Raw genomic sequence first — 26,234 nt, forward strand, 5'->3', positions numbered from 1 at the left:
AATGGGCAGGGTCATTGTGTGGCGCGCTGGTTTTCCAGGTCTTCAAGCTCAACGCGGTATTGGTGTGCTTCGTGTTCGTTATGGAACATGCCCACCAGTTGACCTTGTTGGTACACATCCCAGATCCGCACGCCAGCGGCCAGGCCTTCGTGGGACATTCTCGATTCGTCGCGTTCGGTTACTTGGACAGTCATCGGTAAACTCCACTTCTTCAAGATGGCTGCGACAGTGTGTCGCACGTCTTCTTTATAGAGTTTGTTAGCAGACTAAGTAAGTAAAACAGGCATGAAACAAGTTTCATGAAGCTCGAAGGGATGCTGCCTGGGTGGGCTTTTTCGCAGCAAAGAAAAGCCCCGCACTGGGCGGGGCTTCAGGTATTGCAGGCAGTGCGCGATCAGTTGCCCTTCACCGGCTTGCCATCGACCGTGCCATCCTGCAGCACGATCACATACTCCTTGCCATCGGTCTCTACCTGGCGCAGTTGCACCAGCAGGTAGTCCCAGTTCTTGGCGAACCACAGCTCGGTGATGCGCTTGCTCTGGCTGGGATCGCGCACGCGCTCGACCTTCACGGCATCGACCTGGCCGGTCTTGGTGGTGACCTTTTCGGTGCCCAGCACGCGGAAGTCGTAGGTGTCGATCTCGTCGCCGTCGACCACCTGGTAGGTCATGCTCTTCTTGCCTGCGGCCACGTCGTGCTGCAGGGCCAACTGGTAGGAGGATTTGTCCAGTACGCCGCGGTTCAGTGGCAGGCTGACAGCATCGCCACGGTCGCTGCCGGTGATCTTCTTGGTGCTCCAGTCGAAGTCCAGGTCGACCTTCTTGGCCTTGCCCAGGCCGCCGCGCTCGAAGTGATACTTCTGCGGCAGCAGGGTGTCGTTTTCCAGGCGCAGGGTGCTTTGCTCGGTCAGGCTGGCGATCATCATGGAAGCCTTGAAGTTAAGGTCCCAGGTACCGTTGGCATTTTTGACCAGGCTGCGCTCGGCGGTGCCGCTCATGGGCAGCTGCTTCCAGTCGGCGGTGTAGCTGGCCGAGAACGGCTTCAGATCAGCTGCCTGGAGGGGCAGGGCGAGCACGGCGAGAGCCAAGAGCAGGGCGCGACGCATAAATTCTCCTAGGATCGAATCAAGTGACCGCTGGCCGCCAGTGGCTGGCCGTCCAGTAATGCACCCTGTTCGCCAAGACGCAAGCGCCCTTCAGCGAACCAGCGCACCGCCAGTGGGTAGATCAGGTGTTCCTGATGGTGTACCCGCTGTGCCAGGCTTTCGACGGTGTCATCAGACGCCACCGGTACCACAGCCTGTACGACCAGTGGGCCGCCATCGAGTTCCTCAGTCACGAAGTGTACGCTGCAGCCATGCTCGGCGTCGCCAGCTTCCAATGCCCGGCGATGCGTATGCAGGCCCTTGTACTTGGGCAGCAGCGACGGGTGGATGTTGAGCAGGCGGCCCTGATAGTGGCGCACGAAGCCGCCACTGAGGATGCGCATGAAACCGGCCAGCACCACCAGGTCCGGGGCAAAGCCGTCGATGCGCGCCATTAGCGCGGCATCGAAGGCTTCACGGCCGTCGAACTGGGTGTGGTCGAGCACGACGCTGTCGATGCCGGCCGCTGCGGCGCGTTGCAGGCCGTAGGCATCGGCGCGGTTGGAAAGCACCGCGCGGATACGCACCGGGCTGTCCTGCCCTTGGCAGCTGTCGATCAGGGCTTGCAGGTTGCTGCCGGAGCCCGACAGCAGTACCACTACATTGCAGGTCTTGCTCGGCATCAGTGTGCCTTGAGGTTCTGCAGCTCGACCTGGGCAGCGCCTTCGGCGGCTTCGGCGATGTGGCCGATTACCCACGGTTGCTCACCGGCGGCGCGCAGTTCGTTCAGGGCGGCTTCGACCTGGTCCTGGGCCACGCAGATGACCATGCCCACGCCGCAGTTCAGTACGCGGTGCATTTCGTGCTCGTCGACGTTGCCTTTTTCCTGCAGGAAGTCGAACACCGCCGGGCGCTGCCAGCTGGCCACGTCAACCACGGCCTGGGCGTTTTTCGGCAGTACGCGCGGGATGTTGTCCAGCAGGCCGCCGCCGGTGATGTGGGCCATGGCCTTGACTGCGCCGGTGTTCTTGATCAGCTGCAGCAGCGGTTTGACGTAGATGCGGGTCGGCGCCATCAGCAGGTCGGTCAGCGGCTTGCCGTCCAGCTGGGTGTTCTCGATGTCGGTAGCCGACACTTCGAGGATCTTGCGGATCAGCGAGTAGCCGTTGGAGTGCGGGCCCGAGGACGGCAGGGCGATCAGCGCGTCACCGGTGGCAACCTTGGAGCCGTCGATGATTTCGGCCTTTTCCACCACGCCTACGCAGAAACCGGCCAGGTCGTAGTCTTCGCCTTCGTACATGCCAGGCATTTCGGCGGTTTCACCACCGACCAGCGAGCAGCCGGCCAGTTCGCAACCGGCGCCGATGCCGGTGACCACAGTGGCAGCCACGTCAACGTTCAGCTTGCCAGTGGCGTAGTAGTCGAGGAAGAACAGCGGCTCGGCGCCGCACACGACCAGGTCGTTGACGCACATGGCGACCAGGTCCTGGCCGATGCTGTCGTGCTTGTTCAGGTTCAGCGCCAGGCGCAGCTTGGTGCCGACGCCGTCGGTGCCGGAGACCAGCACCGGCTGCTTGTAGCCGGCCGGGATCTCGCAGAGGGCGCCGAAGCCGCCCAGGCCACCCATGACTTCAGGGCGTGCGGTGCGTTTTGCCACGCCCTTGATGCGTTCGACCAGTGCTTCGCCGGCGTCGATGTCTACACCGGCGTCCTTGTAGCTCAGGGAGGGTTGCTTGCTCATTGATCCAGGCCTTTAGGAGGGAGGGATTCTTAAAAACGACCATGACGGCCAAGGCCGGCTGATAAGCGGCGGCGGTCTGAAACGTCAGTGGTCTGTGAAGGCGCGCGATTTTATCAGGGTTGCCGGGCAGCGGCCATCCTCAGGCCGACGGGCAGGGCGGTAATTGTTGAAAAAAGCTGGAGGGTGGTTGATGTGGTTGCATGTGTATAAGCTGCAAGCAACGAGCTTCACGCTGCACGACAATGCAGCCCGGCGCTCGGCCTGCTTTTTCTTGCAGCTTGAAGCTTACGGCTTGAAGCTCGACTGGACAGGAATCCTCCATGCGTTTGTTCAATATTCTGGCAGCCGGTTGCCTGGCCCTGATCTCGGCCACTGCCCTGGCTGAAAATGTCTCCGGCCTTTATCAGGTGCGCGAGCCGGTCACCGGGCCGGGCGCCGAAGCCCGTACCGCGGCCACAGTCAAAGCCCTGGACACGTTGGTGCAGCGTCTGACCGGTGACCCTAAGGCCGTGCAGAGCCCTGCATTGGCCGAGCTGCGCAAGGACCCACAGCAAATCATCAACCAGGTGGGCAGCGAAGCCGGCCCGCCCGAGTCGGTAGTGGTCGAGTTCGACCCAGGTAGCACCGAGCGGGCCTTGCGCAAGGCTGGCCTGGCACTGTGGGGCAGTAACCGGCCCTCGATACTGGGGTGGTGGTTGAACGACACCGTTGAGGGCAGCAGCCTGGTCGGTGATGGCCAGGCCAGTGCCCAACCCCTGCGCCGCGCCGCCCAGCACCGTGGTCTGCCGTTGCGCTTGCCGCTGGCCGACTTGCAGGAGCAGCTGGTCGCCAATGCCAAGCAGATCGAAGGCAACGATCCAGCGCCGCTGCGCGAAGCTTCCGAGCGCTACGGCGCCGATGCCTTGCTGGCGGTACATGCCCAGGAAGCCGACGGCAAGTGGCAGGGCAAGTGGCAGCTGTGGCTGGGCGACCAGCGTGAGCAGGGCACTGCCGAGGGCGCCGACCAGGCCGCCTTGGCTGACGCGGTGATGATGGCGGTAAGCAGCCGCCTGGCGCCGCGCTACGTTACCCGGCCGGGTGCCAGCAGCCAGTTGCAGGTGCAAGTGCAGGGCATGAACCTGCAGCGCTATGCCGAACTGGCTCGCGTGCTGGAGCCCTATGGCCCACGCTTGCAGGCGGCTGAAGGCACTACCCTGACCTACGGGGTTACGGGCAATCGTGAACAGCTGCGTGCCCAGCTTGGCCTGGCCAAGCTGCAGGAAGTGCCGGTCGAGCAGGCACAGGCGGTGCCAGCCATGCCAGCACCGGCAGTGGACGCCACAGCTGCGCAGCCCGCGCCTGCGCAGCCAGCACCCAAGCCGTTCGACGGCTTGCGTTTTCGCTGGTAAGGGGCGCTTACCGTGACTGACATGCGTCGCTGGATCTGGCTGGGCGCTGCACTGCTGATCGCTGTGCTGCTTTATAGCCTGCACAATATTCTTACGCCGTTCCTGGTCGGCATCATGCTGGCCTACCTGGCCGACCCGCTGGTCGATCGTCTCGAGCGCCTGGGGCTTTCGCGTACCTGGGGTGTGGTAGTGGTGTTCGGCCTGTTCACGCTGTTGCTGTTGGCGTTGTTGCTGGTGCTTGTGCCGATGCTGGCCAAGCAGTTGGTGCGCCTGTACGAATTGGCCCCGCAGATGCTCGACTGGCTTGAGCATGTCGCGCTGCCGTGGGTACAGGGCCGCCTTGGCCTGGCCGATGGTTTCTGGAAATTCGACAAGATCAAGGCCGCCATCGGCGCGCACATGGGGCAGACCACCGATATCGTCGGCATGCTGCTGTCCCAGGCCACTGCCTCAAGCCTGGCGTTGGTGGCCTGGTTGGCCAATATGGTGCTGATCCCGGTAGTGGGCTTCTATCTGCTGCGCGATTGGGACTTGATGATGGGCAAGCTGCGCGGCCTGCTGCCGCGCCAGCGCGAGCCGCAAGTGATGGGCCTGGCAGGTGAATGCCATGAAGTGCTGGGGGCATTCGTGCGCGGGCAATTGATGGTGATGCTGGCCCTGGGCGTCATCTATTCAGCCGGCCTGATGCTGGTGGGGCTCGAGCTCGGTCTGCTGATCGGCATGCTTGCAGGCCTTGCGGCCATCGTGCCGTACATGGGCTTCATCATTGGCATTGGTGCCGCGCTGGTGGCTGGCCTGTTCCAGTTCGGTGGCGACCTGTATCCGATGCTGGGCATCGTTGCGGTGTTCATGGTTGGGCAGGCGCTGGAGGGTATGGTGCTGACCCCTCTGCTGGTGGGCGATCGCATCGGCCTGCACCCGGTTGCGGTGATCTTTGCCATCCTCGCCGGGGGTGAACTGTTCGGCTTCACCGGTGTGCTGCTGGCGCTGCCGGTGGCGGCGGTGATCATGGTGCTGCTGCGGCATGTGCATGCCCTGTACAAGGAATCGGATATGTACGCCGGGAACATCGACCCGGAGCTTTGAACACCCCGTGTTTCGTCTTGAGCTGTTTCGCGCCCGCGAAATTGAGCGCCGCCTCGCGGCGCCCGATCTCGCGGGCGCTGAGCACGGTTTGTCCTGCATCCGTCGTTCGCTTGTGCAGCGCAACTTGTTGATTTTGCTTGCCCTATCTGCAGTCGAGATTGTGCGCCCCGCGTTGCGGGTATAGACTTTGCAGATTGTTCACCAAAGGCCCCCAGCGGTCCCATCGACCGCCCGCGAGCATGAAACCACCGATCCAGTTGCCCCTGGGTGTGCGCCTGCGCGATGACGCCACCTTCATCAACTACTATCCGGGCGCCAATGCTGCGGCATTGGGTTACGTCGAGCGGCTATGCGAAGCCGACGCCGGCTGGACCGAGAGCCTTATCTACCTGTGGGGCAAGCAGGGTGTTGGCCGTTCCCACCTGCTGCAGGCCGCCACCCATCGCTTCCAGCAACGTGGCGAGCCCGCTGTCTACCTGCCGCTGGCGCAATTGCTCGACCGTGGCGTAGAACTGCTCGACTACCTGGCCCAGTACGAACTGGTGTGCATCGACGATCTGCATGTGATCGCCGGCAAGGCGGATTGGGAAGAGGCCATGTTCCACCTGTTCAACCGCCTGCGCGACAGCGGCCGACGCTTGCTGCTGGCTGCCTCGGCATCACCGCGTGAGCTGCCGATCAAGCTGCCGGACCTGAAGTCGCGGTTGACCCTGGCGCTGGTGTTCCAGATGCGTGGCCTGTCCGACGAAGACAAGCTGCGCGCCTTGCAGCTGCGAGCTTCGCGCCGTGGCCTGCACCTGACCGACGAAGTCGGCCATTTCATCCTCACCCGCGGCGCGCGGAGCATGAGCGCGTTGTTCGACTTGCTAGAGCGCCTCGATCAGGCGTCGCTGCAGGCCCAACGCAAGCTCACCATTCCTTTTCTCAAGGAAACCCTCGGCTGGTAACCCCCTGAAAACCCTGGGCCAGAGCGGTAAAACAAAAAAGTCACATCTTTTTCGATAAAATTTGCAAATGGCCATGATAGAGGGCATAGTTTCACCCTTCTAAAGGATTACAGACACGGTCGTGCCCATGCTGAAGCGCTTCGCACCCCTCGTGCCACTCGCACTCGTGACCCTGCTTTTTGGCTGCGCGGCCCAAGGCCCGGTATCTCAGCCCCAGGATCACACCCCGATCACTGCCCAATCGGCAATCAACGCCAAAGCCTCTTCCTCGTCGGTATTCGGCGAGCCGGAAGAGCTGGCCACCGAAGATGACCTGGCGTCTTTCTCCGGCGGCAAGCCTTACCAATTGCCGGTTCTGGCTGACAGCATTCTCGAGCGCGGTATGTCGTTGATCGGCACTCGCTACCGCTTTGGTGGTACCTCGGAAAAGTCTGGCTTCGACTGCAGTGGCTTCATCGGTTACCTGTTCCGCGAAGAGGCGGGCATGACGCTGCCGCGCTCCACGCGTGAAATGATCAACGTCGATGCGCCGAAAGTGGCCCGCAACAAGCTCAAGCCAGGTGACTTGCTGTTCTTCAGCACCAATGGCCGCGGCCGGGTAAGCCATGCCGGCATCTACCTGGGTGACAACCAGTTCATCCACTCCAGCAGCCGCCGCAGTGGTGGTGTGCGCATCGACAGCCTCGGTGATCGCTACTGGAGCAAGACCTTCATTGAAGCCAAGCGCGCCTTGGCCATGGCGCCGACCAACATCGCGCGCAACTGATATCAAAATGATGTACCCTGCCGCGGCGGTGATGCTTTGAAAAAAAAGCTCACCGCCGTGCGCATTTACAGAAAGCGTCTAATCTAAATTCTCAACTCTTTTTCGGCTGCAGCGCAGCGGTCTCAGACAGGATGTTCTGGCCATGGTAAAGATGGCGCGCTTCGCATTTCTCTCCTTGGCAGCCTTGCTGGCTGCATGCTCCAGCCGTGCGCCTGCGCCGGCCCCTGTGGTACAGCCGCAGGTTACCTATAGCCAGCCCAGTCCTTCACCGATTGCCGATGACGTGCTGATTCGCGCCATTGGTCTGGTTGGCACGCCCTATCGTTGGGGGGGCAATACCCCGGACTCCGGCTTCGATTGCAGCGGCCTGATCAAGTATGTGTACCGTGATGCTGCTGGCATCAGCCTGCCGCGCTCGACGCGAGAGATGATTGTCATGCGCGCACCCACGGTGGATGCCAGTTCGCTGCAGTCCGGTGACCTGGTGTTCTTCGCCACCAGTGGCGGCTCGCAGGTCAGCCATGCCGGCATCTATGTCGGGGACGGCCGCTTCGTGCATGCACCTTCCACCGGTGGCACCGTGCGCCTGGACTACCTGTCGAACAGCTACTGGGCCAAGGCCTACCTGCAGGCCAAGCGGGTGATTCCGCAAGGGCATCTGGCACAGAACCCTTGATATCCATGCCTGTTTAGCGGCCCCTCGAGCTCGGGGCCGATACCGGCTGCCTGGATTCAAGGTGGTTTGCTCACCCGCCAGACCACCCGCTTCGATTGACGCTCCCGGTGCAACCCTCTAACCTTCGCGGCGTGTTTCAGGTGCCCTGCCAGCCCCGACTGGGCAGGGTGAAACTGGGAAGCCGGTGGGCGCCAGCATGGCGCGATTCCGGCGCTGCCCCCGCAACGGTGGATGAGTAAAAGGCCGCGCAGGGCCACTGGATGCCAGCATCCGGGAAGGCGCGCAGGCCAGGGCCAAGGCCCACTCACAAGCCCGGAGACCGGCCTGATACTGCCAACGGCATCACGGAGGGTGATGCGCGGTGCACCGTGGCGCCCAGCCATGGCCTCTGCGCGTTCTCCGTTTGCCTGCCTATTACCTGTCGCCGCGCATTGCCGTGGTGCCAGCCAGCGGAGAACCCTGATGAGCGATTCCACCGAACGCGACGAACGCCACCTGGCGCGCATGCAGCGCAAGAAGGCGGTCATCGACGAACGCATCGCCAATTCCCCTAACGAATGTGGCCTGCTACTGGTGCTGACCGGCAATGGCAAGGGCAAGAGCAGTTCGGCCTTCGGCATGCTCGCGCGCGCCTTGGGCCACGGCATGCAATGCGGTGTGGTGCAGTTCATCAAGGGCCGCAACAGCACCGGCGAGGAGCTGTTCTTCCGTCGCTTCCCCGAACAGGTGCGCTACCACGTGATGGGCGAGGGCTTTACCTGGGAAACCCAGGACCGCCAGCGTGACATCGCTGCTGCGCAAGCCGCCTGGGCGGTGTCGCGCCAGTTGCTGCAGGACCCGGGTGTACAGTTCGTGGTGCTGGACGAGCTCAACATCGCCCTCAAACATGGTTACCTCGACCTGGACCAGGTACTGTCCGACATTCAGGCCCGCCCGCCCATGCAGCATGTGATTGTCACTGGCCGCGCTGCGAAGCCCGAGATGATCGAACTGGCCGACACCGTGACCGAAATGGGCATGCTCAAGCACGCCTTCCAGGCTGGTATCCGCGCACAGAAAGGCGTCGAACTGTGAGTCGATCGCGCCACTGCCCCGCCGTGTTGATCGCGGCGCCGGCCTCTGGCCAGGGCAAGACTACCGTCACTGCTGCGCTGGCCCGCCTGCACCGCAACCTCGGGCGCAAGGTGCGGGTGTTCAAATGCGGGCCCGACTTTCTTGACCCGATGATTCTCGAACGGGCCAGTGGCGCGCCGGTGTATCAGCTGGACCTGTGGATGATCGGTGCCGAGGAAAGCCGTCGTCTGCTGTGGGAAGCTGCTGGCGAGGCTGACCTGATCCTCATCGAAGGGGTGATGGGGCTGTTCGACGGTACCCCGTCAAGCGCCGACCTGGCACGCCACTTTGGCGTGCCGGTGCTGGCGGTGATCGACGGCACAGCCATGGCCCAGACCTTCGGCGCCCTGGCCCTGGGCCTGGCGCGGTACCAGGCCGATCTGCCGTTCGCCGGCGTGCTGGCCAATCGGGTAGGCAGCCTGCGTCATGCGCAACTGCTCGAAGGCAGCCTGACCGAGGGCTTGCGCTGGTATGGCGGCTTGTCCCGCGAGCGCGGCATCGAGCTGCCCAGCCGCCACCTGGGCCTGGTGCAGGCCAGCGAGCTGAATGACCTGGACACCCGCCTGGACGCCGCCGCCGAAGCGCTGGGCGCCAGTTGCGATGCGGCGTTGCCGCCGCCAGTCAGCTTTGCCGAGCCGGAACCGCAAGCCTGCGTTGCCTCGCTGGCCGGTGTGCGCATAGGCGTTGCGCGGGACGAGGCGTTCGCCTTCATCTATGGCGCTAACCTCGACCTGTTGCGCAACCTGGGTGCCCAGCTGGTGTTCTTCTCGCCGCTGCACGACCACGAACTGCCGGCGGTAGACAGCCTGTATCTGCCGGGTGGATATCCTGAGCTGCATCACCATGCGCTGGCCGCCAACGCACCGATGTGCGAGGCGATCCGCGCCCACCACGCGCAGGGCAAGCCATTGCTGGCCGAGTGCGGCGGCATGCTGTACCTGCTCGATGCCCTGACTGACGTGGCCGGCGAACGTGCCGAACTGCTCGGCCTGCTGCCGGGTGAGGCGACCATGCAGAAGCGCCTGGCTGCCCTGGCGCTGCAGGCGGTGGAGCTGCCGGAGGGGACATTGCGCGGTCACACCTATCACCATTCGCTGACCAGCACTGCGCTGGAACCGATTGCCCGGGGCCTGAGCCCCAACGGCGGGCGTGGCAACGAGGCGGTTTATCGTCTGGGCCGGCTGACGGCCTCTTACGTGCACTTCTATTTCCCTTCCTGCCCGGATGCGGCGGCGGCGCTGTTGCGACCATGAATGATCACGCCTACAGCGACGCCGAGCGCGCCGCCATTTACCGGGCCATCGGCGAGCGCCGCGACATGCGCCATTTTGCGGGTGGCCAGGTGGCGCCCGAACTGCTTGGCCGCTTGCTGGCCGCCGCGCATCAGGCGCCCAGTGTCGGGCTTATGCAGCCGTGGCGCTTTATCCGTATCACCCAGCGTGACCTGCGCGGGCGCATCCAGGCCTTGGTTGAGGCGGAGCGGGTACGCACGGCCGAGGCGTTGGGCGAGCGATCCGATGCCTTCATGAAATTGAAGGTGGAGGGCATAAACGATTGTGCCGAGCTGCTGGTGGCGGCCTTGATGGACAACCGCGAGCCTCACATCTTCGGCCGCCGCACCCTGCCGGAGATGGACCTGGCCTCGCTGGCCTGTGCCATCCAGAACCTGTGGCTGGCCGCGCGTGGCGAAGGGCTGGGCATGGGCTGGGTATCGCTGTTCGACCCGCAGGCGCTGGCCGCGCTGCTGGGCATGCCCGCCGGGGCCAAGCCGGTGGCGGTACTGTGCCTTGGGCCGGTCGCCGAGTTCTATCCGGTGCCGATGTTGGTGCAGGAAAGCTGGGCCGAAGAGCGTCCCCTGAGTGAAATGCTTTACGAAAACCAATGGGGAGAGCGTCAATGAGCGTGGCCTTGCTGACCGTGGCCGGGGTGGCCCTGGACGCTTTGCTGGGCGAACCACAGCGCCGTCACCCTTTGGTGGCGTTCGGCAATATGGCCGGCAACCTGGAGCGCCGCCTGAATGCGGGCGGGCGCGGCTGGCGCAGCCACGGCGTGAGCGCGTGGATTCTGGCGGTGGTGCCGCTGACCCTGGTGGCGCTGGTCCTTTCGTGGCTGCCGTATATCGGCTGGCTGGTTGATGTGCTGGCGCTTTACTGCGCCGTGGGGCTGCGCAGCCTGGGCGAGCATGTGCTGCCGGTGGCCAATGCCTTGCGCCAGGGCGACCTGGCGGAGGCGCGGCGCCGGGTTGGCTACCTGGTCAGCCGCGAAACGCGCGAGCTGGACGAGCCCGCGGTGGCCCGAGCGGCGACCGAGTCGGTGCTGGAGAACGGCAGCGACGCAGTGTTCGCCGCGTTGTTCTGGTTTGTGGTGGCCGGTGCGCCCGGTGTGGTGCTGTACCGCCTGAGCAACACGCTGGATGCCATGTGGGGCTACCGTAACGAACGTTTCGAGCGCTTTGGCTGGTGCGCGGCGCGCATCGACGATGTGCTCAACTATATACCTGCAAGGCTGGTGGCCCTGACTTATGCACTGTTGGGCAAGACCCGTCTGGCCCTGGCCTGCTGGCGCAAGCAGGGCCCGCTGTGGGACAGCCCCAACGCCGGGCCGGTGATGGCTGCCGGCGCCGGTGCGCTGGGCGTGGAGCTTGGTGGCCCGGCGGTGTACCACGGCGAACTGCATGAGCGGCCGCGTCTGGGCGAGGGGCCAGTGGCCGATGCCGATGCCATCGAGCGCGGCTGGCAGCTGGTGCAGCGCGGCGTGTGGCTGTGGCTGCTGGTGATCTGCCTGGGGGCCTATATCAATGCTTGAACATGGTGGCCGCCTGTTACGCGCGGTGCAGCAATACGGTATCCCCCGTGAGCAGTGGCTCGACCTGTCCAGCGGCATTGCGCCCTGGCCATTTCCTGTCCCGCCGATTCCCGTCGACGCCTGGGCCCGCCTGCCGGAAACCGAGGACGGCCTGGAGGACGCCGCGCGCGCGTATTACGGCGCCCGCCAGTTGCTGCCGGTAGCCGGCTCCCAGGCCGCGATCCAGGCCTTGCCGCTGCTGCGTACAACCGCCCGGGTTGGCGTGCTGACGCCGTGCTATGCCGAACACCCCTATGCCTGGCAACGGGCGGGGCATCAACTGCTGGCGCTGGATGAAGCGCAAGTCGAGGCTGCGCTCGACGGCCTCGATGTGCTGGTGCTGGTGAACCCCAACAACCCGACCGGCCAGCGGGTGTCGCGCGAACGCCTGCTGGCTTGGCATGCTCGCCTGGCTGCCCGCGGTGGCTGGCTGCTGGTCGACGAAGCATTCATGGACAACACCCCGGCGGACAGCGTGGTGGACTGCGCCGAACGCCCGGGGCTGATCGTGCTGCGCTCGTTTGGCAAGTTCTTCGGCTTGGCCGGCGTGCGCCTGGGCTTCGTTGCCGCCGAACACAGCTTGCTGCTGCGCCTGGCCGAGCTGCTCGGCCCCTGGACCGTCAACGGCCCGACCCGGGTGCTGGCCCAGGCCAGCCTGTCTGATGAGACTGCCCAGCGCGCGCAGGCCCAACGCTGTGCTGCTGCCAGCCAGCGGCTTGCGCACGTGTTGCGCAGTGCCGGCCTGGCGCCTAGTGGTGGCTGCGACCTGTTCCAGTACGTGCGTAGCGAGCATGCTGCACGCCTGCATGAATTTCTCGCCCGGCGCGGCATCCTGGTACGGCTGTTCGAACAGCCAGCGGCCGTGCGCCTGGGGTTGCCTGCCTGCGCGGCGGACGAACAGCGCCTGGCCCAGGCCCTGGCGGCTTATCAGAAGGAAACGGCATGACGACCCTCATGGTGCAAGGCACCACCTCCGACGCAGGCAAGAGCACACTGGTGACCGCGTTGTGCCGCTGGCTGTTGCGCCAGGGCGTCGCTGTGGTGCCCTTCAAGCCACAGAACATGGCGCTGAACAGCGCGGTGACGGCTGATGGCGGTGAAATCGGCCGGGCCCAGGCGGTGCAGGCCCAGGCCTGCCGGCTACAACCGCACACCGACATGAACCCGGTGCTGCTCAAGCCCAACAGCGACACCGGCGCCCAGGTCATCATCCACGGTCGCGCGGTCACCAGCATGAATGCAGTGGCCTACCACGACTATAAAACCACTGCCATGCAAGCGGTGCTGGCGTCTCACCATCGGCTGAGTGCCGCGTACCCGGTGGTCATGGTCGAGGGGGCGGGGTCGCCGGCAGAGATCAACCTGCGTGCCGGCGATATCGCCAACATGGGCTTTGCCGAAGCGGTGGACTGCCCGGTGATCCTGGTGGCCGACATCAACCGCGGTGGTGTGTTCGCCCACCTGGTGGGCACGCTGGAATTGCTGTCGACCACTGAACAGGCGCGGGTCAAAGGTTTTGTCATCAACCGCTTCCGTGGCGACATTGCTCTGCTGCAGCCAGGGCTGGACTGGCTGGAACAACGCACCGGCAAACCGGTACTGGGCGTCCTGCCTTACGTTACCGACCTGCACCTGGAAGCCGAAGATGGCATCGATGTGCGCCAAGGCGTCAAGCACGAGCGAGTGCTAAAGGTGATCGTGCCAGTGCTGCCGCGCATCAGTAACCACACCGACTTCGACCCGCTGCGCCTGCACCCGCAGGTGGACTTGCAGTTCATTGGCCCAGGCCAGCCGATTCCGGCTGCCGACCTCATCATCTTGCCGGGCTCCAAGAGTGTGCGCGGCGACCTGGCACAACTGCGCGAGCGCGGTTGGGACAAGGCCATCGAGCGGCACCTGCGCTATGGCGGCAAGCTGATCGGTATCTGCGGTGGCCTGCAGATGCTGGGGCGGGAAGTGCATGATCCGCTGGGGCTGGAGGGGGCCGCAGGCTCTAGCCAGGGGCTCGGCCTGCTCAACTATGCCACGGTGCTCGAAGCCGAGAAGCAACTGCGCAATGTGGCCGGCACGCTGAGCCTTGAAGCGGCAACGGTAACCGGTTATGAAATTCATGCTGGCGTTACGACGGGGCCTGCGCTGGCGCAACCCGCGGTCCAACTGGCTGATGGCCGCCATGATGGCGCTGTCAGTGCCGATGGCCAGATCCTCGCCACCTACCTGCATGGCCTGTTCGAAGGCAGCCAGTCGTGTGCCGCGCTATTGCGCTGGGCCGGGCTGGAGGATGTGCAGGTTATCGACTACGAAGCGTTGCGCGAACACGACATCGAGCGCCTGGCCGATCTGGTGGAAAAGCACCTGGACACCGCGCAGTTGCGCCAACTGTGTGGGGTAGCCTGACATGCGTAACCTGATTCTCGGCGGCGCCCGGTCTGGCAAAAGCCGTCTGGCCGAACAACTGGCCAGCGCCAGCGGCTTACCGGTGACCTACATCGCCACCAGCCAGCCGCTGGATGGCGAAATGAACGAACGCGTGTTGCTGCACCGTCAGCGCCGGCCGGATGACTGGGGGTTGATCGAAGAGCCCTTGGCCCTGGCCGCGGTACTGCGCGCCGAAGCGGCCGAAGGGCGCTGCCTGCTCGTGGATTGCCTGACCCTGTGGCTGACCAATTTGTTGATGCTGGAAGATGACCAGCGCCTGGCCGAGGAGCGTGATGCCCTGCTGGCGTGCCTGGAACAGTTACCTGGCACCCTTATCCTGGTCAGTAACGAAACCGGCCTGGGCGTCGTGCCCATGGGCGAGCTGACCCGGCGCTATGTCGACCTGGCCGGCTGGCTGCACCAGGCGGTGGCCGAACGCTGTCAGCGTGTCGTGCTGACCGTGGCCGGCCTGCCCTTAATCCTCAAAGGACCTGCACTATGACCCAAGCCTGGTGGCGTGACGCCTGCCAACCCCTCGACAACGCCGCCATGGACCAGGCCCGCGCCCGTCAGCAGCAACTGACCAAACCTGCTGGCTCGCTCGGCCAACTTGAAGCGCTGGCGATTCAGCTGGCTGGCCTTCAGGGGCTTGAACGACCCACGCTCGATCAGGTCGCCATCACCATTTTTGCCGGCGACCACGGCGTGGTCGAAGAGGGCATCTCGGCCTATCCGCAGGCGGTAACCGGGCAGATGCTACGCAACTTCGTCGGCGGGGGCGCGGCGATCAGTGTGCTGGCGCGGCAGCTGCAGGCCAGCCTGGACGTGGTCGACCTGGGCACCATTGACGCGCAGCTGGAACTGCCCGGCGTGCGCCATCTGCGGCTGGGCACCGGTACTGCCAACTTTGCCCGTCAACCTGCGATGACCGAAAACCAGCTGCAAGCGGCCTTGCAGGCTGGTCGCGACAGTGCCCAGCGCGCTGCCGAACAGGGCGCACAGCTGTTCATCGGTGGCGAGATGGGCATCGGTAACACCACAGCCGCCGCAGCCTTGGCCAGCGTTCTGCTGGGTTGTCCGGCATCGGAGCTGAGCGGCCCTGGCACCGGCCTGGACAACGCCGGCGTGCAGCACAAGGCTGAAGTCATTGAGAGGGCGCTGCGCCTGCATGGCCTGCGTGCTGAAGACCCGTTGCAGGCACTGGCTTGTGTTGGCGGTTTCGAGATCGCGGCGTTGGCGGGGGCCTACCTCGGTTGCGCGCAGGCGGGTGTCACGGTGCTGGTGGATGGCTTTATCTGCAGTGTCGCTGCGCTCGTGGCAGTGCGCCTCAACCCGCAGTGTCGAGCCTGGCTGTTGTTCGCTCACCAGGGGGCTGAGCCTGGGCACAAGACCTTGCTTGCTGCGCTGCAGGCCGAGCCCTTGCTGGCCTTGGGCTTGCGCCTGGGTGAGGGCAGTGGCGCTGCATTGGCGGTGCCGCTGTTGCGCCTGGCCTGTGCACTGCATGGGCAGATGGCGACCTTTGCCGAGGCCGCGGTGGCGGACCGCCCGGCATGATCCTCGACTTGCTGCGCCATGGTGAAACGGAACAGGGCGGCCTGCGTGGCAGCCTTGATGATGCCTTGACCGACAAGGGCTGGGCGCAAATGCGCGGCGCCGTGGCAGACGCCGGCCCGTGGCAGGTGCTGGTCAGCTCGCCGCTGCAACGCTGTGGGCGCTTTGCCGATGAGCTGGGTGCGCAGTTGAACCTGCCTGTGCAGCGTGAGCCCGCCCTGCAGGAACTGCACTTCGGTGATTGGGAGGGCCAAAGTGCCGCGCAGATCATGGAGCACCAGGCCGATGCACTGGGCCGTTTCTGGGCCGACCCTTACGCCTTCACACCGCCCAATGGCGAGCCGGTCGAGGCGTTTGCCGAACGGGTGCTGGCGGCTGTCGAGCGTTTGCGCCTTCAGCATGCCGGCAAGCGCGTGCTGCTGGTGACCCATGGCGGCGTGATGCGGCTGTTACTGGCCCGTGCCCGTGGCTTGCCCAGGGAGCAGTTGCTGCAGGTCGAGGTTGGCCATGGCGCGTTGATGCGGCTGGTGCCGGGTGGCGATGGGCAACTGGTCGAGGCGCCCTGAGATGTTGCCGTTCTGGATCGCCCTGCAGTTTCTCAGCAGCCTGCCGGTGAGCCTGCCGGGCATGCCGGCACCGCGCGAGGTAGGGCGTTCGCTGCTGTACTACCCGCTGGTCGGGCTGCTGTTCGGCTTGCTGCTGTGGTTGGCCAGTCATCTGCTACAGGGTACGCCGTCGCCGCTGCATGCGGCTTTGCTGCTGACGTTGTGGGTACTGCTCAGTGGTGCCTTGCACCTGGATGGCCTGGCGGACAGTGCCGACGCCTGGCTCGGTGGTTTCGGCGACCGTGAGCGCACCTTGCGGATCATGAAAGACCCGCGCAGTGGGCCGATTGCCGTGGTCACGCTGGTCTTGGTGTTGTTGCTGAAGTTTTGCGCATTGTGGGTGCTGGTCGGGCAGGGCATCGGGGCGCAATTGCTGCTGGCGCCGTTGATCGGGCGGGCGGCGATGTTGGGTCTGTTCCTTTGTACACCTTATGTGCGACCTGGCGGGTTGGGCCAGGCGTTGGCCGAACATATGCCCCGGCGCGCAGCAGGGTGGGTATTGCTGGTTTGTGTGCTGTTCTGCCTCTTCCTGGGCGGATGGAGCGTGCTGCTGGCGCTGGCGGTGTTTGCCTGGTTGCGGCATCTGATGTGCCGGCGCCTGGGCGGGACCACCGGTGATACCGCCGGTGCGTTGCTGGAGCTGCTGGAGCTGGCCGTCGTACTCGGTTTGGCGCTGGGGCTTTGAGCTGGACGGCCCTTTCGGGGCCGCTTTGCAGTGCTTTCGCAGCAGGCCATACGGGGGGAGGGGGCCAGTAACTTCCAGAAACGGTCCGGTAGCGCCTGCCTCTTGCTTGTCGGCGTATCCTCAGCCTCCCCCCAGCAACCAGGTAGGCTTCCCGTGCGTCACTGGATCTTTGCCAGTCTATTGGTCCTGTCCACCCTCCCAGCCACTGCTGCAGATCTCATGGCGTTCTGGGACACCCCACGCCACGGCGGCAACAGCTTCAACCGGCTGCCACCCGATCAAGCCTACTTCGATGCCCTGAGGGGGTACGGCGCCACATGGGTGCGGCTGTCGTACGACAAATGGCATCCGGTGAAACGTGATTTCCTCCTTGGCAGCGCCGATACCTATGAAGGCCTGTCCGACGCCGACCTGGCGGTGCTGCGTGCCACCCTCGACCGGGCGCACCAGGCGGGGCTCAAGGTGGTCATCGCGCCACTCTCGCTACCGGGTATGCGCTGGTCGCAAAACAACCAGGGCCAGTTCGATGATCGCCTGTGGCAAGACAAACGCTACTGGTCCCAGGCTGCGGCGTTCTGGCGAGATATGGCGCGCGAACTGAAAAGTCATCCGGCCATCGCGGCCTACAACCTGATCAATGAGCCAGCACCGGAGAAACAGGGTGGCCTGGCTGAACATGCCGAACTCGGGCAGATGCAGCAGTGGTATGCGCAAGCGCAGGGCGGTGCGCGCGATCTGCCCTTGCTGTACCGGCAACTGATAGCGGCCATCCGCGAAGAAGACGCTGATACGCCGATCATGGTCGATGCCGGCTGGTATGCAGGCGCAGACGCGTTCGGCTACTGGCCGGTGCCGCTGGAAGACCCGCGAGTGCTGTACAGCGTGCACATGTATGAGCCCTATGCCGCAACCAGTGCGCCGAACATGGCGCGCAAACAGCCCATCGCCTATCCAGGCCCCGTATCTTTTGCCGGGCAGACACAGCTGTGGGATGGGCGGCGAGTTGAAGGCTACTTGCGCCAGCCGCTGGCATGGGCCGAGGCCATGGGGCTGCCGCTTTCTCGTCTGGTGGTGGGCGAGTTTGGCTGCATGCGCAGGCTGCCGGGTTGTCGGCAGTACCTTGAAGATGTACTCGTCGTGCTGGATCGCAACCGGTTGCACTGGGCGTTCTATAGCTTTCGTGAAGACAACTGGGATGGCATGGACTACGAGCTGGGCACGGCGAAGGTGCCGTGGCGCTACTGGCAGGCGGTCGAGCAGGGCGCGCCGGACCCCTTGGCGCGCAAGGCCACGGTTGAGTTCGAGCCGATCCGCAGGCGCTTGAACCCGGACTGACGCTTCTCAATCTTTCGTGAAACTTCTTGCAACACTCCGTACGCGGGTATATACACGTATCCATGCTGACCAGTGAATGCATCTGTACCCACCTGCGTCGCGCCGCCCGCGGCGTGAGCCGGCATTACGACGAAGCCCTTGCCGGCTTCGGGGTCAATGTCGCCCAGTTTTCCCTGCTGCGGCACCTGCAGCGGCTCGACCGACCCAGCATCACAGCCCTGGCTGAAGCCATGGGGCTCGAGCGCAGTACCCTGGGCCGCAACCTGCGTGTGCTGGAGGCGGATGGGCTGGTAGCACTGGGCGAGGGCGACGACCAGCGTAACCGCGTGGTGCTGTTGACCGCGGCGGGTAAGCAACTGCTGCACGTTGCCCACCCGGCCTGGGAGCAGGCCCAGAAAGAGCTGGTTGAACGGCTCGGGGTGGGGCAGCGGGATGAACTGGTGCGACTGCTGGAACAACTGGCCTGATTTGATACGACTATAAGCGGGTATATACCCGTAAACCTTGCGATGTGCTGGAGATAACGACAATGACTTCGGTGTGGCGAACCAGCGGATGGGTGTTGGTGGGGGCGGCCTTGATACTGGCGCTGTCTCTGGGCGTACGGCACGGCTTTGGCCTGTTTCTGGAGCCGATGAGTACTGATTTTGGCTGGGGGCGTGGGGTGTTTGCCTTCGCCATTGCCCTGCAGAACCTGATCTGGGGCCTGGCGCAGCCGTTCGCTGGCGCCTTGGCCGACCGGCTTGGCGCAGCGCGGGTGGTCATCATCGGCGGTATTCTCTATGCCGTCGGCTTGATCTTGATGGGCTTGGCTGATTCGCCCTGGTCGTTGTCGCTGAGTGCGGGCTTGCTGATCGGCATCGGCCTGTCCGGCACGTCGTTCTCGGTCATCCTCGGTGTGGTCGGGCGTGCAGTGCCGGCCGAAAAGCGCAGCATTGCCATGGGGATCGCCAGCGCCGCCGGGTCGTTCGGCCAGTTCGCCATGTTGCCGGGCACCCAAGGCCTGATTCAGTGGCTGGGCTGGTCGGCAGCGTTGCTGGTACTGGGCCTTTTGGTGGCGTTCATCGTGCCTTTCGTCTGTCTGCTGCGCGATCGCCCGTTACCCAGTCACGGTGCCGAGCAGACCCTGGGCCAGGCGCTGCGCGAGGCGTGCACGCACTCCGGCTTCTGGTTGCTGGCACTGGGCTTTTTTGTCTGTGGCTTCCAGGTCGTATTCATTGGCGTGCACCTGCCGGCCTACCTGGTTGACCAGCATCTGGCTGCGGCCACCGGTACGACAGTGCTGGCGCTGGTCGGCCTGTTCAACATCGTCGGTACCTTCACCGCTGGCTGGTTGGGCGGGCGCATGTCCAAGCCGCGCCTGCTGACCGGGTTGTACCTGCTGCGTGCGGTGGTGATCGTGCTGTTCCTGTGGGCGCCGGTGAGCGAGTTCAGTGCTTACCTGTTCGGTATTGCCATGGGCCTTCTGTGGTTGTCCACGGTACCGCTGACCAATGGGACCGTGGCCACCGTGTTCGGGGTGCGCAACCTGTCCATGCTCGGCGGTATCGTGTTCCTGTTCCATCAGTTGGGCGCGTTCCTGGGGGGCTGGCTGGGTGGGATAGTGTATGACCGCACCGGTAGCTACGACCTGGTCTGGCAGATTTCCATCCTGCTCAGCTTGCTGGCCGCTGCCCTTAACTGGCCGGTGCGCGAACGTCCGGTTTCACGCCTTCAGGCCCAGGCTGTATGAACCGCTACCTGATACGCGGCCTGTTGGCTATTGCCGCTCTGTTGCTGCTGGCACTGGTGTGGTGGGGCTGGCATCAGGGTGGGATGGCGCTGATGCAACTGGGCATGAGTGTGTGTTAGGCGCTACCCTGCAAGCTCAAGGATTGTCATGCGGGAGAAACGAGTCATGCGTGCACATTGGTTGACGGTGCCGGTGCTGGCCCTGCTTGCCAGTACATCGAGCTGGGCTGCAGATTGCCCTGCGTTGTTGCAGGGCAGCCTGCCGGAGTTGCGCGGTAAGGGGCAGGTCGACCTCTGCGAGCGCTTTGCCGGCAAGCCGCTCGTGGTGGTGAACACTGCCAGTTATTGCGGTTTTGCCCCGCAGTTCGAGGGGCTCGAGGCGACGTACAAGGAATATCACGAGCAAGGCCTGGAAATGCTCGGCGTGCCGTCCAATGACTTCAAGCAGGAAGACGCCGACAGTGAGAAGACTGCCAAGGTTTGCTATGCCAACTACGGTGTCACCTTCACCATGACCAAGACACAGGCGGTGCGGGGCAAGGATGCGATACCGCTGTTTGCGGAGCTGGCCAGCCAAAGCAGTGCGCCGAAGTGGAATTTCTACAAGTATGTTGTCGATCGCAAGGGCAAGGTGATCGGTAACTTCTCCAGCCTGACCAAACCGGATGATCCCGCGTTCCGCGCTGCTATCGAAAAGGCCATTGCCTCACAGCCGTGACCAGGCTGCGCTTGCTGCGGCGTTGCTTTAAAGCGCGAGGCAGTTCAGGCGACGCAGATTGCGACTTCAGGAGGCCGTTCTCCTGAAGTTGCGGGATCAAGATCAAGCACAGGAAGTGGCTGGCTGCGGGGCACTTCACCGTGCATGCACGGTAATAGCCACCAACCGTACCACCACCGGCCGGACCACCAGCACACACACAAATGCCACCGGCATCGCCAACTGATAGGCCTTGAGCACATTGCCCAGATACTCAGGGGTAAACCCGGCATTGGCCGCCGTGATCACGAAGCACATCAACAGCGCCATGATTGACGACATGTAGAACGCGAAAACGTAGGGTGTAGCGACCGGGTGCAATTTACGTCGACCGCGCGACCGGGACAGATTGCTCATGCGAACTCCTGAAAGCTGAGTGGAAGCGCAGATTAGCAACCTGCGCGCCTACAGCTGTAGACCGGCAGCATTGAGTTCTTTATAAAGAAATTCTTACGAATCCAAGCGCTCACCATGGACCTGCTCAACGCCATTCGCTGCTTCATCAAGGTGGTCGAGGCCGGTAGCATCGCTGCTGGTGCCCGTATTCTCGGCCTCAGTCCGGCAGCCGTCAGCCAGAACCTGGCGCGGCTGGAAGGCCACCTGCAAGTACGCCTGCTCAGCCGAACCACACGCAGCATGGCCCTGACGCCATCTGGCGCCCAGTATTACGAGCGTGTAAAGCATATCGAGCGTGATCTGGCCCTGGCCGAACAGGCAGTGACAACACCCGACAGCGAGCCTCAGGGGCGGCTGTGCATCGCCTCGACCTCTGCCTTTGGGCGCCATGTGCTGGCGCCGTTGATACCTGCTTTCAGTGCCCGCTACCCTTTACTTTCGATAGAGTTGGTAACGACTGATCGTCGGGTTAACCATGCCCGTGAAGACGTTGACGTGAGCCTGCGCATTGCCCCGCAGCTCGAAGACCAGCTGCTGGCCCGGCGCATCGCCCGCATCCCGTTCATTTGTTGTGCCTCACCCGGTTACCTGCAAAGTGCTGGTGTACCTGCCACGCCCGAGGCCTTGCGCGGGCACCGTTGCCTTGTGTTTCGCTATCCGGTGGATGGCCGTTTCCTGCGCTGGGGCTTCATGCGGGACGGCCTGCGCTTCGAAGCGGAATTCGGCAGTGTATTGATCAGCGACGATATCGATGCCCTGACCCAGATGGCCCTGCACGATGGTGGCATCACCCGTCTGGCCGAGTTCATCGTGCGACCGCACCTGGCATCGGGGGCCTTGGTGCCGCTGTTCGAATACTGCGACAGCAGCCAGGCTTACGCCCAGACCGAGCCCATGGACATCTACCTGTGCCTGGCCGATCGCTTTGCCATGACCACCAAGGTGCGCGCTTTCATGGACTACCTGCGCGAATGCCTGGGCGACAGCTGGCAAGTGCAGGCATGAAAAAACCGCCACGAAGGCGGTTTTCATGTAACGCACAGGAATCAGAAGCGGTAGGTGAGGGATGCACCGATACCGTGAGCGCTGTTCTCGTACTTGGCCTGGTAGCTGCCTTTGGTTGCGCTGACCTGATTGACCTTGGTGTCTTCCTCCCACAGGTAGGAGTACGCGACGTCGATGGTCATGTCGTCGTTCGGGCTCCAGCCGGCCCCGAGGCTGAAAATCCGGCGGTCGCCAGTCGGGATGCGCGGCGAGCGGTCGTGGTTGTTGGTTGGCGACTGGTCGACGGTGAAGCCGGTACGCAGTACCCACTCCTTGTTGACCTTGTACGATGCACCAATGGCGTGAGCCCAGGTGTCATGCCAGTTCTGCTCTTCGGTGATGGTCTGGAACGCCGAACCTGCCAGTGGCGCCGGGACATCGTTTTGCACGGTGATGTTTTCCAGGCGGCTCCAGCGCGTCCAGGTGCTGCCTGCGTACAGGGTCCACTGGTCATCCAGCTCATGGGTAACCGAAAGGTCGACGGATTCTGGCGTCTTGATCTTCAGGCTGGCGTCAAACTTGTTGCCGTTGAATGGCCCGATCAGCGGGGTGCTGACACGGGTCTTGCCCTCGAGCTCGTAGTCGACCATCGAGTGGTAGGTGAGGCCTACGCGGGTGCGGTCGGTGGCCTGTACCAGGATGCCGATGTTGTAGCCAACGGCTGTATCGTCGCCCTTGATCTTCACTTCGCCGTCGTTACGGCCCGGGGTGAACGGGTTGATCAGGCTAGAGCCCAGTTCGCCTTCGATGCGGTTGATGGTTGGGCCAAAACCGATCGAGACCTTGTCGTTGAAGGCATAGCTGACAGTCGGCTGGAAGGTGACAACCTGTACGTGGCTCTTCTTGCCCCAGTAACGCGCGGCATCATCGCTGCCATAGTCGGTTACCAGGCCGAACGGTACGTAGATACCGAAACCGACGCTCCAGTGGTCATCGATCGGTTTGACGTAGTAACCCATGGGTACGCCAACGACAGGCACCATGTCACCATCGGTTTCCCCCCCGAGGTTGCTGCCTGGGCCCGATATGTCGGTTTTGGCGATGACGGCAGCGCCGCCCACGGTGAATTGTTCGCGCTTGAGGCGGGACATGCCGGCCGGGTTGCCGAATACGGTACTGGCATCTTCGGCAGAGGAAGAACGTCCCGCGAAACCTGTCCCCATGCTGCTGATGCTCTGTTCGTTGAGCGCGAAGCCGCTGGCGAACAGTTGGCTGGAAGCAAGCGCAACGGCTACGCCGAGGGAGGTTTTGAGCATTACTTTTTTCATTATTAGAAAACTCCTTGGGATCTCCGGGGCGAAAAGCTACCAACAAATCACGCGCTGCGCTATAGGCTCAATCGCAGGAGTTAGAGCGATTTTGTAGGACAATCCGACCAAAATTCCATTTTTTCCGGTTTACTTGTAGGACGCGTCTCAAGATACCTGTGGCAATTTCTGATCTATGCAGGCATGCCAGGCATGGGTGAAGTCGCGCAGACGACCCTGGGGGTTGAAAATCTGTCGCCAGATACGCGCCAGTGCCAGCAGATCGTCCGCCGCAGGCAATGGGGTGGCCTGCTCTTCGATGAGCATCCAGGCAATGGCAGTGGAATAGCGCAGGTTGACGGTGAGCTCCAGGTGCGGGCCACCAAGGAAGGCGTGCTGGCTGGCCAGGCCGCGGACCAGGCTGGCGAGGTCGGGGTCACGGGCCAGGAATTCGTCCCAGAGCGCCTGGTGACGATGTTCGCCGATGCGGTAGAGGCCGTGCCCGCGTCGGTCGTGCAGGGCTGAGCCGAGTGCTGACTGGCTGGCAGCGATACCCAGGAGCAAGGCTTCGGCGCTGGCGCAGTGACGGTTCAGGTAGACCAGGGTGGGTCGGATCACATACTGACACAATTCATTCGCCGCAATACCCATGATGCCCTCGAGCAGGTAAGGGCCGGACGGGCGCTGGAGCTTGGCAGCTGGTGAATGATCAGGCCCGCCGGGAGCGGAAAGCACCGCTCGAGTTGAAGTGTAGTGTGATAATCGTGGTGTAAAGAGCTGTTTTTAAATCGATTACTGCCTGATGCTCTGGGCTATATGCCCTAAGGCAATTACGCCAAAGGCGTTCAGGCAGTCTTGCGATCGGAGGATTCAGCGCTTGAATACCCCGGTATTCGCCGGTCACGCGGTGAGCGACTGACGCGTCCGGGCGATCACCGCCTGCAGCGGTTCATGGCGGCTGTACTGCTCGTGGTACAGGCGTTCGGTGTGGCAGGCAACGCCGTGTTCGTCTACCAAGGTAAAGCTGAAGCTGCCCTTGCGTGGGGCAACGATAAGGCACTTCAACGGCGAGAAGGCCTGGGAGAGGGTGCCAATGGCAGCCTGAATCTGATGATGAGTTTGCATATTGTTGGAGGTTCCTGCTTTAAACACGGGGGTTATGATCCGTGCATGATAGAAACGTTCCAGTGACGCCTTTATTAAGGGACGAACGAACCTGACTGGAACAGGGCAGCCAGAGGGGGCGCAATCAAATGTAGGCGCTTGGGCTGACTGGTAGGTACTTCGGAAGGCAGGCAGCACGCCGGGGCCAAGGTTCTAGGCCGTCGAGGTGGGATCCTGATCAATCTGTCATGTGATTCGTGCTTGCGCAGCGTAAGGCTGGCGAGGGAATCATTGAATGGGCCGGTCCTTGTTTCAGCAGGGACGCTCTTGGGGGGAGCGAGCCTGCAAGGACGCTTGCGGCCAGAATTGACTTTCAGCTTGGTACTAACGAGGGGCACCTTACCGGAAGCGAAGGTGTTTGGCAAGCACTACGTTTGTTCAGGTGAGCCGCGCAGTATGGCGCGAATTTTCGCTGCTGGGAAGAGGGGGCAAATGGCCCAAATGCCGTCCGATGTGCCCTTTTCGTGCACCCAAATGGAGGTTTATGGTGCACTTGTTCACATTCGGGGCAGCGCTTGTAACGGCTTGGCAACACCACCCAGCAGCCTCGCCAATGCCTTGACTGCGTGGTTAAGTCAATGAAAAAAAACACTATTTTTAGCTGGTGAAAAAATCGTCAGTTTGACCAAAGCCCCCATTTCACGGGGGTTTGAGGGGTATGAGAGGGGGTTGTCCACCGAGTTATCCACAGGAACTGTGGATTGTCCCGAGCGCTTGCTCTAGCACGGGCGTGCCAGCAATGGGATGGACTGTCCGACAATCGCCATGCTCCAACAGACCGGTTGGTCATCCACCTGAAAACGTCAAGAAAAGATCATTGAATTTTTTTTCAATCCTTCAGAAATCGACAGGCCAGGGCGAAAAAAAAAGAGTAGAGTGGCGCGCCTTTCGAGTTACCAAACCTGTTGCTCATGAAGTTTCGCGGTAAACACCTTTCCAGCCCCGCTGCATCGACACCTGCACCTCCCGCCAAACGCTTTTCCCTGAAAGTGGCCCTGTGGTTGCTCGACAGTCCGCGCCTGGGCGACAACCCTCAGGTCAAGCACCTGGCCGGGCGCTTGTTGAAGCAGCCGGCGCGCCAAGGTGTGGTTGTGGCGCAGAGCCGCCTGGGGCAGATGCTGTGCCGAGATTGTGGCAACGCCCGTGACCGGCGTATAGGCCATGAGCTGCTGCGTCAGGCTGCCCGCGCAGGGGATCGGCGGGCGCAGCTGGAGTACGCCCGGCTGTGTCAGCACAACGAGCCGGAGCAGGCGCGCTATTGGCTTGAGCTTGCGGCAGGGCAGGGATCGCAGGAAGCGCGGCGGTTGCTGCGACAGTGGTTTCCTGCCTGAGCCTTGTTGCCTGCGCGGGCCCATTCGCGAGCAATCACTGATGTGTGTTTACCTCCGTGGTAGGAGCGGGTTTACCCGCGAATACGGTGGCGGCGGCAACGGTGGACGGCCGGTGGGGATTGGCCAGCAGGTCCGGCCTCTTCGCGGGTGAACCCGCCCCTACGGGCGACCGTGCAGGCATTACCTCTGCCTTCAGGCTTGCGCAGTGGGCTTGCCCGCGAAGAGGCGGATGCAGGCAACACACCCATCAGGCTGATAAGCTGCACTCAATTTGCATCAGAGCGTTCGGGGTAAGCATGACAGTGGATCTGGCCAGCATTCTGCT

At 63.2% G+C, this 26,234-nt stretch carries 30 protein-coding genes and 1 riboswitch; of the genes, 22 read left to right on the forward strand and 8 right to left on the reverse strand.

Translation table 11 applies throughout. The features are described 5' to 3' along the window. Positions 1 to 11: 11 nt before the first annotated feature. The 4 genes from ACF8FB_RS13155 to purM all read right to left on the reverse strand — a co-directional run bounded on the left by ACF8FB_RS13155 (position 12) and on the right by purM (position 2,825). Positions 12 to 194: a hypothetical protein gene (locus ACF8FB_RS13155; protein ID WP_003252431.1), complete on the reverse strand. Its 183-nt coding sequence runs from the start codon at positions 192 to 194 to the stop codon at positions 12 to 14. Between the two features lie 200 nt (positions 195 to 394). Further along, positions 395 to 1,105: a DUF3108 domain-containing protein gene (locus ACF8FB_RS13160; protein WP_010952720.1), complete on the reverse strand. Its 711-nt coding sequence runs from the start codon at positions 1,103 to 1,105 to the stop codon at positions 395 to 397. 8 nt (positions 1,106 to 1,113) lie between these two features. Further along, complete coding sequence (purN, locus tag ACF8FB_RS13165) at positions 1,114 to 1,767, reverse strand: phosphoribosylglycinamide formyltransferase (RefSeq protein WP_010952721.1); 654 nt, start codon at positions 1,765 to 1,767, stop codon at positions 1,114 to 1,116. Next, the gene (gene purM, locus ACF8FB_RS13170; protein WP_003252437.1) at positions 1,767 to 2,825 is read right to left on the reverse strand and encodes a phosphoribosylformylglycinamidine cyclo-ligase; all 1,059 of its coding nucleotides are present in this window, start codon (positions 2,823 to 2,825) and stop codon (positions 1,767 to 1,769) included. The genes purN and purM overlap by 1 nt, the downstream gene beginning before the upstream one ends. 320 nt (positions 2,826 to 3,145) lie before the next feature. On the opposite strand from purM, the gene ACF8FB_RS13175 reads away from it, so the two are divergent. From ACF8FB_RS13175 to ACF8FB_RS13270, 20 genes are all read left to right on the forward strand, one after another. Further along, positions 3,146 to 4,213, forward strand: coding sequence for a DUF2066 domain-containing protein (locus tag ACF8FB_RS13175; RefSeq protein ID WP_392511444.1), 1,068 nt, complete (start codon positions 3,146 to 3,148; stop codon positions 4,211 to 4,213). 12 nt (positions 4,214 to 4,225) lie between these two features. Further along, a complete protein-coding gene (locus ACF8FB_RS13180) occupies positions 4,226 to 5,299 on the forward strand; it encodes an AI-2E family transporter (RefSeq protein WP_020192009.1) in 1,074 nt (357 codons plus the stop codon). 239 nt (positions 5,300 to 5,538) lie between these two features. Continuing rightward, the gene (gene hda, locus ACF8FB_RS13185; protein WP_003252443.1) at positions 5,539 to 6,246 is read left to right on the forward strand and encodes a DnaA regulatory inactivator Hda; all 708 of its coding nucleotides are present in this window, start codon (positions 5,539 to 5,541) and stop codon (positions 6,244 to 6,246) included. 127 nt (positions 6,247 to 6,373) lie between these two features. Then, positions 6,374 to 7,012, forward strand: a complete 639-nt coding sequence (locus ACF8FB_RS13190) for a C40 family peptidase (protein WP_049587217.1) — start codon at positions 6,374 to 6,376, stop codon at positions 7,010 to 7,012. Positions 7,013 to 7,154: 142 nt separating this feature from the next. Beyond that, positions 7,155 to 7,688 (forward strand): C40 family peptidase, encoded by a 534-nt coding sequence (locus ACF8FB_RS13195; RefSeq protein ID WP_010952725.1) that lies wholly within the window; start codon positions 7,155 to 7,157, stop codon positions 7,686 to 7,688. A gap of 121 nt (positions 7,689 to 7,809) precedes the next feature. Continuing rightward, a riboswitch (cobalamin riboswitch) is annotated at positions 7,810 to 8,031 on the forward strand. 119 nt (positions 8,032 to 8,150) lie between these two features. Further along, positions 8,151 to 8,762, forward strand: a complete 612-nt coding sequence (gene cobO, locus ACF8FB_RS13200; protein ID WP_003252448.1) for a cob(I)yrinic acid a,c-diamide adenosyltransferase — start codon at positions 8,151 to 8,153, stop codon at positions 8,760 to 8,762. Then, positions 8,759 to 10,054 carry a cobyrinate a,c-diamide synthase gene (locus ACF8FB_RS13205; RefSeq protein WP_010952727.1) on the forward strand — a complete coding sequence of 432 codons (1,296 nt, stop codon included), beginning with the start codon at positions 8,759 to 8,761 and terminating at the stop codon, positions 10,052 to 10,054. Before cobO ends, ACF8FB_RS13205 begins: the two co-directional genes overlap by 4 nt. Continuing rightward, the gene (gene bluB, locus ACF8FB_RS13210) at positions 10,051 to 10,701 is read left to right on the forward strand and encodes a 5,6-dimethylbenzimidazole synthase (protein WP_010952728.1); all 651 of its coding nucleotides are present in this window, start codon (positions 10,051 to 10,053) and stop codon (positions 10,699 to 10,701) included. The genes ACF8FB_RS13205 and bluB overlap by 4 nt, the downstream gene beginning before the upstream one ends. Next, positions 10,698 to 11,606 (forward strand): adenosylcobinamide-phosphate synthase CbiB, encoded by a 909-nt coding sequence (gene cbiB / locus ACF8FB_RS13215; RefSeq protein WP_049587220.1) that lies wholly within the window; start codon positions 10,698 to 10,700, stop codon positions 11,604 to 11,606. Before bluB ends, cbiB begins: the two co-directional genes overlap by 4 nt. Next, positions 11,599 to 12,591 (forward strand): threonine-phosphate decarboxylase CobD, encoded by a 993-nt coding sequence (gene cobD / locus ACF8FB_RS13220; RefSeq protein ID WP_010952730.1) that lies wholly within the window; start codon positions 11,599 to 11,601, stop codon positions 12,589 to 12,591. Before cbiB ends, cobD begins: the two co-directional genes overlap by 8 nt. Then, a complete protein-coding gene (locus tag ACF8FB_RS13225) occupies positions 12,588 to 14,042 on the forward strand; it encodes a cobyric acid synthase (protein ID WP_392509132.1) in 1,455 nt (484 codons plus the stop codon). Before cobD ends, ACF8FB_RS13225 begins: the two co-directional genes overlap by 4 nt. 1 nt (position 14,043) lies before the next feature. Next, positions 14,044 to 14,565: a bifunctional adenosylcobinamide kinase/adenosylcobinamide-phosphate guanylyltransferase gene (gene cobU / locus ACF8FB_RS13230; protein WP_003252463.1), complete on the forward strand. Its 522-nt coding sequence runs from the start codon at positions 14,044 to 14,046 to the stop codon at positions 14,563 to 14,565. After that, a complete protein-coding gene (gene cobT, locus ACF8FB_RS13235) occupies positions 14,562 to 15,617 on the forward strand; it encodes a nicotinate-nucleotide--dimethylbenzimidazole phosphoribosyltransferase (protein WP_010952732.1) in 1,056 nt (351 codons plus the stop codon). The genes cobU and cobT overlap by 4 nt, the downstream gene beginning before the upstream one ends. Next, positions 15,614 to 16,180, forward strand: a complete 567-nt coding sequence (locus ACF8FB_RS13240) for an alpha-ribazole phosphatase family protein (RefSeq protein ID WP_350298686.1) — start codon at positions 15,614 to 15,616, stop codon at positions 16,178 to 16,180. Before cobT ends, ACF8FB_RS13240 begins: the two co-directional genes overlap by 4 nt. Position 16,181: 1 nt before the next feature. Beyond that, complete coding sequence (locus tag ACF8FB_RS13245; protein ID WP_014860997.1) at positions 16,182 to 16,904, forward strand: adenosylcobinamide-GDP ribazoletransferase; 723 nt, start codon at positions 16,182 to 16,184, stop codon at positions 16,902 to 16,904. A gap of 219 nt (positions 16,905 to 17,123) precedes the next feature. After that, the gene (locus tag ACF8FB_RS13250; protein ID WP_392511448.1) at positions 17,124 to 18,239 is read left to right on the forward strand and encodes a glycoside hydrolase family 5 protein; all 1,116 of its coding nucleotides are present in this window, start codon (positions 17,124 to 17,126) and stop codon (positions 18,237 to 18,239) included. Positions 18,240 to 18,301: 62 nt separating this feature from the next. Further along, on the forward strand, positions 18,302 to 18,706 hold the full coding sequence (locus ACF8FB_RS13255; RefSeq protein WP_014592088.1) for a MarR family winged helix-turn-helix transcriptional regulator: 405 nt from the start codon (positions 18,302 to 18,304) through the stop codon (positions 18,704 to 18,706). Positions 18,707 to 18,768: 62 nt separating this feature from the next. Beyond that, positions 18,769 to 19,971, forward strand: coding sequence for an MFS transporter (locus ACF8FB_RS13260; RefSeq protein ID WP_392511446.1), 1,203 nt, complete (start codon positions 18,769 to 18,771; stop codon positions 19,969 to 19,971). Next, complete coding sequence (locus ACF8FB_RS13265) at positions 19,968 to 20,090, forward strand: hypothetical protein (protein ID WP_010952738.1); 123 nt, start codon at positions 19,968 to 19,970, stop codon at positions 20,088 to 20,090. The genes ACF8FB_RS13260 and ACF8FB_RS13265 overlap by 4 nt, the downstream gene beginning before the upstream one ends. A 46-nt stretch (positions 20,091 to 20,136) precedes the next feature. After that, positions 20,137 to 20,688, forward strand: coding sequence for a glutathione peroxidase (locus ACF8FB_RS13270; RefSeq protein WP_049587226.1), 552 nt, complete (start codon positions 20,137 to 20,139; stop codon positions 20,686 to 20,688). A 135-nt stretch (positions 20,689 to 20,823) separates the two neighbouring features. Here the strand turns inward: ACF8FB_RS13270 and ACF8FB_RS13275 are convergent, their stop codons facing one another. Beyond that, entirely contained in the window at positions 20,824 to 21,084 is a 261-nt protein-coding gene (locus tag ACF8FB_RS13275) for a DUF2798 domain-containing protein (RefSeq protein WP_049587228.1), read from the reverse strand. 114 nt (positions 21,085 to 21,198) lie between these two features. Between ACF8FB_RS13275 and ACF8FB_RS13280 the strand changes: the two genes are divergently transcribed. After that, on the forward strand, positions 21,199 to 22,128 hold the full coding sequence (locus tag ACF8FB_RS13280) for a LysR family transcriptional regulator (protein ID WP_104962402.1): 930 nt from the start codon (positions 21,199 to 21,201) through the stop codon (positions 22,126 to 22,128). Positions 22,129 to 22,169: 41 nt separating this feature from the next. Here the strand turns inward: ACF8FB_RS13280 and ACF8FB_RS13285 are convergent, their stop codons facing one another. The 3 genes from ACF8FB_RS13285 to ACF8FB_RS13295 all read right to left on the reverse strand — a co-directional run bounded on the left by ACF8FB_RS13285 (position 22,170) and on the right by ACF8FB_RS13295 (position 24,539). Further along, on the reverse strand, positions 22,170 to 23,435 hold the full coding sequence (locus ACF8FB_RS13285) for an OmpP1/FadL family transporter (RefSeq protein WP_010952742.1): 1,266 nt from the start codon (positions 23,433 to 23,435) through the stop codon (positions 22,170 to 22,172). A 147-nt stretch (positions 23,436 to 23,582) separates the two neighbouring features. After that, positions 23,583 to 24,065: a hypothetical protein gene (locus ACF8FB_RS13290; RefSeq protein WP_392511447.1), complete on the reverse strand. Its 483-nt coding sequence runs from the start codon at positions 24,063 to 24,065 to the stop codon at positions 23,583 to 23,585. A gap of 249 nt (positions 24,066 to 24,314) precedes the next feature. Continuing rightward, positions 24,315 to 24,539: a hypothetical protein gene (locus ACF8FB_RS13295; protein ID WP_010952743.1), complete on the reverse strand. Its 225-nt coding sequence runs from the start codon at positions 24,537 to 24,539 to the stop codon at positions 24,315 to 24,317. 950 nt (positions 24,540 to 25,489) lie between these two features. Between ACF8FB_RS13295 and ACF8FB_RS13300 the strand changes: the two genes are divergently transcribed. Beyond that, a complete protein-coding gene (locus tag ACF8FB_RS13300) occupies positions 25,490 to 25,909 on the forward strand; it encodes a tetratricopeptide repeat protein (protein WP_033726417.1) in 420 nt (139 codons plus the stop codon). The last annotated feature ends 325 nt before the right edge of the window (positions 25,910 to 26,234 follow it).

The organism is Pseudomonas sp. yb_2, assembly GCF_043103905.1.
Classification (GTDB): domain Bacteria; phylum Pseudomonadota; class Gammaproteobacteria; order Pseudomonadales; family Pseudomonadaceae; genus Aquipseudomonas; species Aquipseudomonas alloputida.